The following is an 11,366-nucleotide window of genomic DNA, read 5'->3' as shown; positions in this document are numbered from 1 at the left end:
TGCTGTAAATGAACTGTTATATAGAACAGCTTATTTCATATACGCACCTTCAGATTGACTATGATCCGTTTCATCAACGACATTCATCAATTCAGGAATATGCTGTTTTAGCGTTGTTTCTACACCTTGTTTCAAAGTGATATCAATCGCTGAACAACCCTGGCAACCGCCACCAAATTTAAGAACCGCTGTTAAGCCATGCTCTGGGTCTTCTTTGACTTCAACCAGTGCACAGTTACCGCCATGCCCTGCCAGACCCGGGTTAATTTCAGACTGCAAGACATAGGTAATACGCTCTTCTACCGATGCATCTGGCCCCACGCGTGGCACTTTAGAATTCGGCGCACGGAAGGTCAACTGACCACCAAAACGGTCTTTGTTGTAGTCAATCACGGCATCGAATAAATACGGAATAGATGGCGAGTCGATAAAAGCAGGGAAATCAGGATATTCCTGCTTATAATCTGTCGGTACAACTTCATCAGGTGCACTATAGGCCATGCAACATTCAGCGCGAGGAGTACCCGGATGCTCTACAAAAACACGCACACCAATACCCGGGGTGTTCTGTTTATCCAGTAAATCCTTTAAATACTCTTGTGCTGTTGGTGTAATCAATAAGTTGGGAATTTCACCAACAACTGGAGTGCTGCTGTTCTCAGTCGACATAACAATAATTTCCTCAAGCTCAAGTGACCATTTTAACTGAAGATGCGGGGTAATTTTTAAAAATCAACTAAAATTGTCGGATTTATTATAAAAGTACAACTTTAGCTCAATTTTAATGGCATGATAATTAGCAAATAGGCACCATTAGAATCATTTATATGCTTGATTTACCTTTTAATCATACTGTTACCATTATTCTGATCACCTGTATTGTGTCATTTATTGCTTTCTCCAAAGAGACGGTGATGAACCGGCTGATTTTCTGGCCTCCGGCACTGCAACGTGGACAATATGACCGTTTTATTACGCATGGGTTTATTCATGCTGATGGAACCCATCTGCTGTTCAATATGATTACCCTGTTCTTTTTTGGCAGCGTGATTGAAAGCTTTTATCGCCAATATCTGTACGACCTGGGTTTTATCCTGTTCTATCTAGGTGCCCTGGTTGCTGCGATTCTGCCAAGTTACCTGAAACATAAAAATGATGCACGCTGGGCCAGTTTAGGTGCTTCCGGTGCAGTGTCCGCAGTGCTGTTTGCCTATATTCTGTTTGAACCATGGAAACTGATTTTTGTATTCTTTATACCGGTTCCTGCGATTATTTTTGCTGTGCTGTATGTGGCCTATAGCATCTGGTCAGGCAAAAAAGGCAATAGCAACATTAATCACAGCGCGCATTTATGGGGAGCAGCCTACGGCGTGATCATGACGATTATTCTGGAGCCACGCCTGATTCCACACTTCCTGAATAAACTGATGCATGTTCCGTTTTAATGAGCATTATTAAACGCTCAGTGAACGAGACGATCCCTAAGTTAAACCTGATGTTTTCGCTAAAAATCGATAAGAGAGCTGCTGCTCTCTTATTCGTTTGAAACATCTCGTAATATATTCGAAAGTCATGATGTCACTTAATGCCAATCTTGGAGTGAATTTTGCAGCGATAATGTATACATCTGTATATTTATTACTGTCATTATCGAGATATTTTGCATGTCCACTACACCAGACGGTCTTCAATTTCCTCTTCAGTCTCAGCAACAAAAACCGAGTAGCTCAAAAACAGGGCGCGCGATTATCGCAGCAGCCTTAGCCAATGTGAATCCACACAGTTCTGCACAGGCACAATCAGAAAAAAACTGGCGCAAACAATATACCGTGCATTTTAAGCAACTGGTCGAGCAAGGGCTAAGTTCCCCTGAAGCCAGCCTGAAAATTGCCGAAGATGGATTGGCGCAGGCCCATCAGACGTTTGAATTTTATCGTGATGGTCAAAAGTATTTATTGCAAGATGCTTTATCTCTGCCAGCTGATCAACTGCATACATTTAAGCTGACAGGTAAGAGTAAAGCTGCGCCAGAATGGTATGTGCCCTACCATGGCCAAAAGCTGCAAGGTGATGCCTTATTGGAGCAGATCGAACGCTGGGAAAACCAAGGCATTATGGAAACCAGCCATGCCAATGCCCTGCGTGAATGTGTCGTGCATGCTGAATGGTTTGACTTGTCAGATCGGACCACAGTACTGTTTGGTGCAGCATCTGAAGCAGGACCTCTGACCTGGCTGGCGAAATGGAAAGCCAATATTGTGGCGATTGATCTGCCGAATAGCCGGGTTTGGGGCAAGATTATCGACACCATCAACCAAGGCAATGCCACACTGTATGCCCCTTGTACTGAAGACTTGCCTGCCGATACTTCACTTGATACTTTAAAAGAAAAATTGGGCGCAAATTTGCTCACCCAGATTCCCGAAATTGCCAACTGGCTGTTACAGTTTGAGCAGGATCTGGATCTGGCAGCCATTGCCTATCTAGATGGCGAAAAGCATGTCCGTGTTTCGATGGCAATGGATGCCATTATGCACTATGTGAGCCAGCAAAAAGCCAATACCAGCCTGATGTACATGTGCACGCCTACCGATGTTTATGCGGTCCCAAGTGAAGTGATTGAAGCATCAAAAGTCAAATATGCAGAACGCTCCAAGGCACAAGCCCTTATTTCCAAAGGTGTTTCGACTCTAAGCCGTAAACACTTTTTCCAGAAAAATGGCCATGAGCTGATTCAATCTGGTGATCAGGCCTATGGCATCTGTGACTGTCTGGTCGTTGAACAAGGCCCGAACTATGCGCTGGCAAAACGCATTCAGCAATGGCGTGCTACCTTAGCTCGTGCTCAAGGTCAACGCGTCAGCATCAATATTGCACCATCAACGACCACTTATTCAGTCACCAAGAATCCACTGCTAAAAGCTGCTTTTAGTGGTGCAAGCTTATTTGATGTTGAGTCTTTTGCACCTGAAACCACCAATGCATTAATGGCAGCATTATGGATTCATGACCTTCGCAATCCGGAATCGGTGGCCAATCCTGAAGTGAAGCTAAATCATCCGCTTGAATTAATGATGCATGGCGCGAATCATGGTGGTTTGTGGCGAGTGGCCTATCTGGCACGTACCGCACTTCCATTTGCGGCGCTTTACGGTTTTGCGGCGGAGAAGTTACCGAAAGGATTATTGAGTAAGTTGAAGAAGTAATTTATTTCCTTCACTTTACCCTTCTCCTAGGGTCGATACTCTTTTTATTTAAAATTCTGCCCCTCACCCCAACCCTCTCCCTAAGGGAGAGGGAGTTCTCCCAATAAATTCAAATTAGTATTAAGCATCTAAAGAAATATCGTTTTTAATAAAATGAATACTATTTAAATTAAACTCTCTTTATTTGAATAATTAATGTAGTTCCCTCTCCTCTCAGGAAAGGGTTAGGGAGAGGTATTTTAATAATTCCCCCTTATCTCCTTACCACCAATGCCGCTCCTCCCAAAGGGAGAGTGATCCCCAAAAACTGACAAGGGACGTTCCCTCTCCTGAGCAAGTTTTAAAGCACCGCTTTTAAAACGAAGCGCAAGTGAGGGTAAGGGAGAGATCACTTTTGAAAATGACAGAAGCCCCCATAAGCATTCCCCCTCTCCTAAATCCTCTCCCAAAGGGAGAGGACTTTGAAAAACTCCATAAAAAAACGCTGCCAAAGCAGCGTTTTTACCTTAAAAAGCCTTAGAAGACTTTAAGAAGCAACCAGTACAAAGTACCTGATAAACAGATGGTTGCTGGTAATGTGAATATCCACGCAGATAAAATTGTTTTTACCATTTGGAAGTTCAAACCAGACTTGTTCGCCACCATGGTCCCCGCCACTGCAGAGTTCAATACATGGGTGGTGGATACCGGCATACCAAAGCCATCTGCCGCCGCAATGGTCGACATTGCCACAAGCTCGGCAGACATACCCTGACCATAGGTCATATGTTCTTTACCAATACGCTCACCAACCGTCACAACAATACGCTTCCAGCCCACCATTGTTCCAAGACCAAGTGCCAGAGCAACTGCCACCTTGACCCAAGTCGGAATATATTGCAGGAAGGAGTCCAGATGGTCCCGGTATTCATCCACTGTTTTTTCCTGTGCAGCGCTCATTGCCGGTAAAGCTTCTGCTTTATCCAGACGTTTAAACGCAGTGGTGCTGAGGTACATGTCATTACGGAATTCAGACACCTGATCTTCAGGAACTTCCTTAATGCTGTTATAGCTCGCGACTTTCTCACCCAGATGATCCGTCAAGCTTGCCAATGCAGGCACGACTTCAGGGGTGATTTCCTTGGTTTGAATATATTTGGTGATCACATCACGGGCTTGTTCATCCGGAATATCCTGATGATTTGGATAAATCGCATCGGCTGTTTGTGCCGATAACTGACCAAAAGACTGAAGGTGTTGTATATCCAGATTCTTGTTCAGCGAGTAAGCCAAAGGCACACAACCAATCAGAATCAACATGATCAGACCCATGCCTTTTTGACCATCATTTGAGCCATGGGCAAAGCTGACACCGGTACAGGTAAAGATCAAAATGGCGCGGATCATTGGCGGTGGTGGTTTATTGCCTTCAGGCGGCTGGAACAGTTCCATTTGACGCTTGAAGACTTTTTTCACCAGCAGGAACAGCAACGCGGCAAATGCAAAACCGATTAAAGGCGAAAATAACAGTGCCTTACCAACTTTCAACACCTGCTCCATGTCTACACCTGAAGCACCAGCACCGGCATTCAGAATGTAGTTCATGATGCCTACACCCAGAATGGAACCGATCAAGGTATGGGAACTGGATGCCGGAATACCGAGGAACCAGGTTCCCAGATTCCAGAGAATGGCTGCAATCAGCATGGCAAAGACCATGGCAAAGCCTGCACCTGAGCCGACATTCATAATCAGCTCAACCGGCAATAACGCAATAATACCGTAAGCTACCGCACCACTGGCCACCATAACCCCAAGGAAATTACAGAAGCCGGCCCACATCACTGCGACGGGAGCTGAGAGTGCATTGGTATAAATGACCGTGGCAACAGCATTGGCAGTATCGTGGAAGCCATTGACGAATTCAAAGCTCAGCGCAATAAAGAGTGCGGTTGCTAACAAAATAACTGAATACAAGCTCAAGGCCGGTACATGTGCTAAATCTGCAGACAATTGAAAGCCGATATAAACCAGCGTAGTGATGATAAGGGTCAGGAACACCGGCATAAAGAATTTCGGTGTTGGCACATGAACATTGGTCGACTTTCGCGAAGCCGACTTGTGTGCTGAATCTACGGGAGTTTGATTAGGATTCATGCAAGCAGGAATAGAGGATTCAAGGATCCTCATATTGTTCAGTTAAATTGTGACAATTATATGACAAACCGCCGTCATATGAAGCAATTATTTGGATTTTCTTGCTGCTATCCGTCCTGTTTAATCCGACTAAAACACTACAGTTTGATTTTATAAATCATCTGCTTAAGATAATATTCCCGCTTGTTTCAGCTTAAGAATCAAACATATCTTGCTACCAAAACCAATGAAGTCCGGCCTGCTATCAAGCTGAGCAAAAGTTTCAGTGGTATAGCATAAGCAATGAATATGACAATTTCATGAATAAAAGCATCAGTTTAATTTTCTGCTTCTGTCTGCTGCCTGAAATAGGCCGACCCGACTTGAAAGCGCAATATTTGCAGCTCCTGATTTTAAAGCTTCTTGTTTTTCTAGCTGACTTATCAAATTTTCATATCATGCTTATCCATCATTCTGAGCAATGTCAGCAGAAATTCGCCAACTAATCTGCTAAGATTAGCCTCGTTTTTTTTGATTTCTGCTGAGAAAGTTTGAATGTCTACACTTACCACTTTAAAAGAACTTCTTGCCAAAAGAATTTTAATTATCGATGGTGCAATGGGTACCATGATCCAGCGCCATAAACTGGAAGAAGCCGATTATCGTGGTGAGCGTTTTGCTGACTGGGCGTATGATCTTAAAGGTAATAATGATTTGCTGGTACTGACTCAGCCACAGATCATTCAAGGCATTCATGAGGCTTACCTAGAAGCTGGCGCCGACATTATTGAAACCAATACCTTTAACGGTACCCGTGTTTCAATGTCGGACTATCATATGGAAGATCTGGTTCCCGAGATTAACCGTACAGCTGCGCGTCTGGCCAAAGAAGCCTGTGCCAAATATTCAACGCCGGAAAAACCGCGCTTTGTGGCAGGTGTGATTGGCCCGACATCACGTACCACCTCTATTTCTCCAAACGTGAATGACCCGGCTTTCCGTAACGTTACCTTTGATGCCTTAAAAGTTGACTATATTGAATCGACCAAAGCATTGATTGAAGGTGGTGTAGACATCATCCTGATTGAAACCGTATTTGATACTTTAAATGCCAAAGCGGCCATTTTTGCGGTAAAAGAAGTCTTTAAAGAATTGGGCTATGAACTGCCGATCATGATTTCAGGTACGATCACAGATGCCTCAGGTCGTACGCTCACAGGTCAAACAGCTGAAGCGTTCTGGAACTCAATGCGTCATGCAGAACCCATCTCGATTGGTTTTAACTGTGCCTTGGGTGCAGATGCGATGCGTCCACACGTCAAAACCATGTCTGACGTGGCCGATACCTTTGTTTCAGCGCATCCTAACGCTGGCTTGCCAAATGCCTTCGGTGGATATGATGAAACGCCTGAAGAAACCGCAGCTTTCATTAAAGAATTTGCAGAAAGTGGCTTAATCAATATTACCGGTGGTTGCTGTGGGACCACGCCGGATCATATCCGCGCGATTGCAAATGCAGTTGAAGGCATTGCACCACGCCAAATTCCTGAAATTGAACCTGCCTGCCGTTTAAGTGGTTTAGAGCCATTTAACATCACCAAAGATTCATTGTTCGTGAACGTCGGTGAACGTACCAACGTCACCGGCTCGAAAAAATTCCTGCGTCTGATTCGTGAAGAAAACTTTGCCGAAGCACTTGATGTTGCCCGTCAGCAGGTTGAAGCCGGTGCGCAGATCATCGACATCAACATGGATGAAGGCATGCTCGATTCGCAAGGTGCGATGGTGCATTTCCTGAATCTGATTGCTTCTGAACCGGATATTTCACGTGTGCCAATCATGCTGGATTCTTCTAAATGGGAGATTATCGAAGCAGGCCTGAAATGCGTTCAAGGTAAAGCAGTCGTGAACTCGATCTCTCTGAAAGAAGGTCATGACGAGTTTGTCGAACGTGCCCGCCTCTGCCGTCAATATGGTGCTGCGGTCATTGTGATGGCATTTGATGAAGATGGTCAGGCAGATACAGCTGAACGTAAAAAACAAATCTGTAAGCGTTCTTATGATGTTCTGGTCAATGAAGTGGGCTTCCCTTCTGAAGATATTATCTTTGACCCGAACGTGTTTGCGATTGCGACAGGGATTATAGAACATAATAACTATGCAGTTGATTTCATTGAAGCGACTGGCTGGATTAAACAGAATCTGCCAAATGCATTGATTTCAGGTGGTGTCTCTAACGTCTCGTTCTCCTTCCGTGGTAATGAGCCGGTGCGCGAAGCGATTCACTCAGTATTTTTGTACCATGCCATTCAAAAAGGCATGACTATGGGGATTGTGAATGCCGGTCAAATGGCAATTTATGATGATATTGATAAAGAATTAAAAGCTGCAGTTGAAGATGTGGTTCAAAACCAGAATCAAGGCGAAAGTGGTCAGGATGCGACAGAACGACTACTGACTGTGGCTGAAAAATATCGCGGTCAAAGCGGTACGCAAAAAGCCGAAGAGAATCTGGAATGGCGTAATGAGCCGGTTGAAAAACGTCTCGAATATGCTTTAGTAAAAGGCATTACCACCTATATCGACCAAGACACTGAAGAAGCGCGTTTAAAATCAACCCGTCCACTGGATGTAATTGAAGGCCCATTGATGGCAGGCATGAACGTGGTCGGTGACCTGTTCGGTGCCGGTAAAATGTTCTTGCCACAAGTGGTGAAATCGGCACGTGTGATGAAACAGGCCGTGGCGTGGCTGAACCCGTACATTGAGGCAGAAAAAACCCAGGCCGAAGCCAAAGGTAAAATCTTGCTGGCTACGGTGAAAGGCGACGTCCATGACATCGGTAAAAACATTGTTGGTGTAGTGCTGGGCTGTAATGGCTATGACATTGTTGACCTTGGCGTGATGGTGCCATGCGAGAAGATTCTGCAAACTGCGATTGATGAAAAAGTCGATATCATCGGTTTGTCTGGTCTGATCACGCCGTCACTGGATGAAATGGTCTTTGTTGCCAAAGAAATGCAGCGCAAAGGCTTTAATATTCCACTGATGATTGGTGGTGCGACCACATCCAAAGCACATACTGCAGTGAAAATCTCACCGCAATATCATAATGATGGTGTGTTCTACACATCCGATGCTTCGCGTGCCGTAGGTGTAGCCACTCAGTTATTATCTGCTGAAATGAAACCAAAACTTTTGGCGGACTATGCAGCGGATTATGAAAAAATTCGTATCCGTCTTGCCAACAAGCAACCGAAAGCTGCGAAACTGTCTTATCAAAAGTCGGTTGAAAACGGCTTCAAGATCGACTTTGACAAGAATGCACCAGTTAAACCAAACTTCATTGGCTCACAAACATTCACCAACTATCCATTAGAAACCTTGGTGGAGTATTTTGACTGGACACCGTTCTTTATTTCTTGGAGCTTGGCAGGCAAATTCCCGAAAATCCTTGAAGATGACGTGGTTGGCGAAGCAGCACGTGACTTGTTTGAACAAGCACAAATCATGCTGAAAGATATCATCGAGAATAAACGTTTCGATGCGCGTGCCACCTTCAGCATTTATCCTGCCAACCGTGTGGCAAGCGACACTGTTGCTGTGGCAGATGAGAACGGCAATGTGACGCATACTTTTGAGCATCTACGTCAGCAGTCGGATAAAGTCACTGGCAAAGCTAACTTCTCACTTGCCGATTTTGTTGCACCGAAAGATGTGGCTCAGGATTACTTGGGTGGCTTTACGGTGTCGATCTTTGGTGCTGAAGAGCTGTCGCATGAATATAAAGCCAAAGGCGATGATTATTCTGCAATTATGGCGCAGGCTTTGGGTGACCGTTTTGCCGAAGCATTTGCAGAGCATTTACACCAGCGTATTCGTAAAGAGTTCTGGGGCTACCAAGCAGACGAACAGCTTTCAAACGATGATTTGATTAAAGAGAAGTATGTCGGTATTCGTCCTGCACCAGGCTACCCTGCTTGTCCTGAGCATTCTGAAAAAGAACCATTGTTTGACTGGTTAGGCACGACTGAGAAGATGGGTACTTACCTGACTTCGAGCTTTGCAATGTGGCCACCTTCATCAGTGAGCGGTTTCTATTATGCAAACCCTGAAACTGAATACTTTAACGTGGGTAAAATCTCTGGTGATCAGTTGGAGGATTATGCGAAGCGTAAAGGTTGGTCTTTGGATGAAGCGAAACGCTGGTTAGCACCGAATTTGGATGATTCGATTGTTTAATTGAATCACCACGATTTGAAATAAAAAATCCCCTCGAGTAAGGGGATTTTTTTGTTTTGAATCTCCCTAAATCCCTCTTTTTCAAAGAGGGACTTTCACGTATCTATTTATTACGTGACAGCTCCTCCCTTTTCTAAAGGGAAGTTGGGAGGGATTAATTGATATAAATAAAACAATTATTTAAAATAGATAAATACTAAAAATCGAATATTAAATGATGGCTATCATAAAAATTCTAGATTCAGGAAGTTTAGAGACTATATGTAAAATTCTCGGCGAAACGAACGATGGGCTTTCTGGAACTGAAATAGGCAAATATCTAGCAGAATGTCATATCACTGACCCTCAACCGAATATCACCAAGTGGAAACGTCTCTACGAAGCTTTAAATAGCAAACAAAATAATGACCGTTGCTCAAATCATATTTTAGCTTTTATAAAGCACGTTATACGCCCGTCAAGACACATAAATAGAAAAGAATGGTTTGAACGTATAAGAAATGATTTAAATTTTGCTTTATCTTTTGAAGGTTTTGAATTAACTGAAAGTGGGGAAATCAAGTACGCTGAAAAAGTTCAAACTTTCAGTGAAGCTGAAGCACGAGCACAAAATTTAAGAAAATCATTATTAGACAGAAAAATTCATCCTGATGTACTTACTTTCTGCAAAGCAGAATTGCTTGTAGATAACTATTTTCACGCAGTATTTGAAGCCACTAAAAGTATTGCTGAAAAAATAAGAGTAAAAACAAAACTAACGAGTGATGGAGCTGAATTAGTTGATCAAGCTTTTGCGTACAAAAATAAAGTGCCTTATTTAGCCTTAAATAGTTTAACCACACCAAGCTATCAAAGTGAACAAAATGGTTTTATGCATTTACTTAAAGGCATATTTGGAACATTTAGAAATACTACAGCCCATGCTCCCAAAATTACATGGAATATAGATGAACAAGATGCCTTAGATATTTTATCAACAGTGTCCTTAATTCATAGAAAATTAGACAAAGTAGTTGAAGCTAAAAAATGTATGAAGGGCAAATGTAATCCCTCCTAATCTCCCTTTAAAAAGGGAGGAACTACACGAATCAAAAACTATCATCAAATTTCGTGTGAAGTCCCCCTTTCCAAAGAGGGATTTAGGGAGATTCTTTTGAAAGTTCCTTCAAAAAATACTGATAAATCATCTCCACCACATCATCCAACTGCCCTATCACTTGCCCATTATCAAACCTCAGCACTTTCAATCCAAGTTGAGCCAACGCTTCATCACGAATGTGATCTGCTTCCAAGCCATCATCAGTGAAGTGCTGACCACCATCACACTCAATCACTAAATTAGCAGCCGGACAGTAAAAATCTACGATGTAATTTAAAATTGGCTTTTGCCGATAGAACTGCAAACCCAGAATTTGCTTATTGCGAATTCGCGACCACAATAGTTTTTCTGCCTCGGTCATATGATTGCGTAACTCACGCGAGGCCTGTTTTAAGTTTTTATTGTAGGGTTTCATTTTTTATTCTCTTTTTTAATCCCTCCTCTTGCGCCATACATGGCTCACCTTTAGAAAAGGGAGGAACTGTCACGAATCCAAAACCATCATCAAATTCGCGTGAAGTCCCTCTTTCTTAAAGAGGGATTTAGGGAGATTCATTTAAATTAACTTATATACCAAATTTAGCCCCTTTTCTAACCGCTCAACCCTAAATCATCCGTTTTTACATTTTTCAGTCAGCAAAAATCCTCACTTTCTAGGATAATAGCCACATTTAGCACTCTCCCAAATTCACGTGAAGGTTTCC

The 11,366-nt window shown here is 43.2% G+C and carries 7 protein-coding genes; 4 read left to right on the top strand and 3 right to left on the bottom strand.

Going from position 1 to position 11,366, the window contains the following annotated elements:
* Window positions 1-30 precede the first annotated feature (30 nt).
* Window positions 31-669, bottom strand: a complete 639-nt coding sequence (gene nfuA, locus KUG37_RS02480; protein ID WP_216934016.1) for a Fe-S biogenesis protein NfuA — start codon at window positions 667-669, stop codon at window positions 31-33.
* A gap of 158 nt (window positions 670-827) precedes the next feature.
* Between nfuA and KUG37_RS02475 the strand changes: the two genes are divergently transcribed.
* Window positions 828-1,445 carry a rhomboid family intramembrane serine protease gene (locus tag KUG37_RS02475; RefSeq protein ID WP_216934014.1) on the top strand — a complete coding sequence of 206 codons (618 nt, stop codon included), beginning with the start codon at window positions 828-830 and terminating at the stop codon, window positions 1,443-1,445.
* A 219-nt stretch (window positions 1,446-1,664) separates the two neighbouring features.
* Window positions 1,665-3,206: a hypothetical protein gene (locus KUG37_RS02470; protein ID WP_216934011.1), complete on the top strand. Its 1,542-nt coding sequence runs from the start codon at window positions 1,665-1,667 to the stop codon at window positions 3,204-3,206.
* Between the two features lie 516 nt (window positions 3,207-3,722).
* Here the strand turns inward: KUG37_RS02470 and KUG37_RS02465 are convergent.
* Window positions 3,723-5,342 (bottom strand): inorganic phosphate transporter, encoded by a 1,620-nt coding sequence (locus KUG37_RS02465; protein ID WP_216934009.1) that lies wholly within the window; start codon window positions 5,340-5,342, stop codon window positions 3,723-3,725.
* Window positions 5,343-5,876: 534 nt separating this feature from the next.
* On the opposite strand from KUG37_RS02465, the gene metH reads away from it, so the two are divergent.
* Both metH and KUG37_RS02455 read left to right on the top strand, forming a co-directional pair.
* Window positions 5,877-9,563 carry a methionine synthase gene (gene metH / locus KUG37_RS02460; protein ID WP_216934007.1) on the top strand — a complete coding sequence of 1,229 codons (3,687 nt, stop codon included), beginning with the start codon at window positions 5,877-5,879 and terminating at the stop codon, window positions 9,561-9,563.
* A 214-nt stretch (window positions 9,564-9,777) separates the two neighbouring features.
* A complete protein-coding gene (locus KUG37_RS02455; RefSeq protein ID WP_216934005.1) occupies window positions 9,778-10,620 on the top strand; it encodes a TIGR02391 family protein in 843 nt (280 codons plus the stop codon).
* A gap of 82 nt (window positions 10,621-10,702) precedes the next feature.
* On the opposite strand, the gene KUG37_RS02450 is transcribed toward KUG37_RS02455, so the two are convergent.
* On the bottom strand, window positions 10,703-11,077 hold the full coding sequence (locus KUG37_RS02450; RefSeq protein ID WP_216934003.1) for an endonuclease domain-containing protein: 375 nt from the start codon (window positions 11,075-11,077) through the stop codon (window positions 10,703-10,705).
* Window positions 11,078-11,366: the final 289 nt, after the last annotated feature.

This window comes from Acinetobacter sp. BY419, from assembly GCF_019038395.1.
Taxonomy (GTDB): domain Bacteria; phylum Pseudomonadota; class Gammaproteobacteria; order Pseudomonadales; family Moraxellaceae; genus Acinetobacter.
This window is presented reverse-complemented; position numbering and strand designations above follow the sequence as displayed.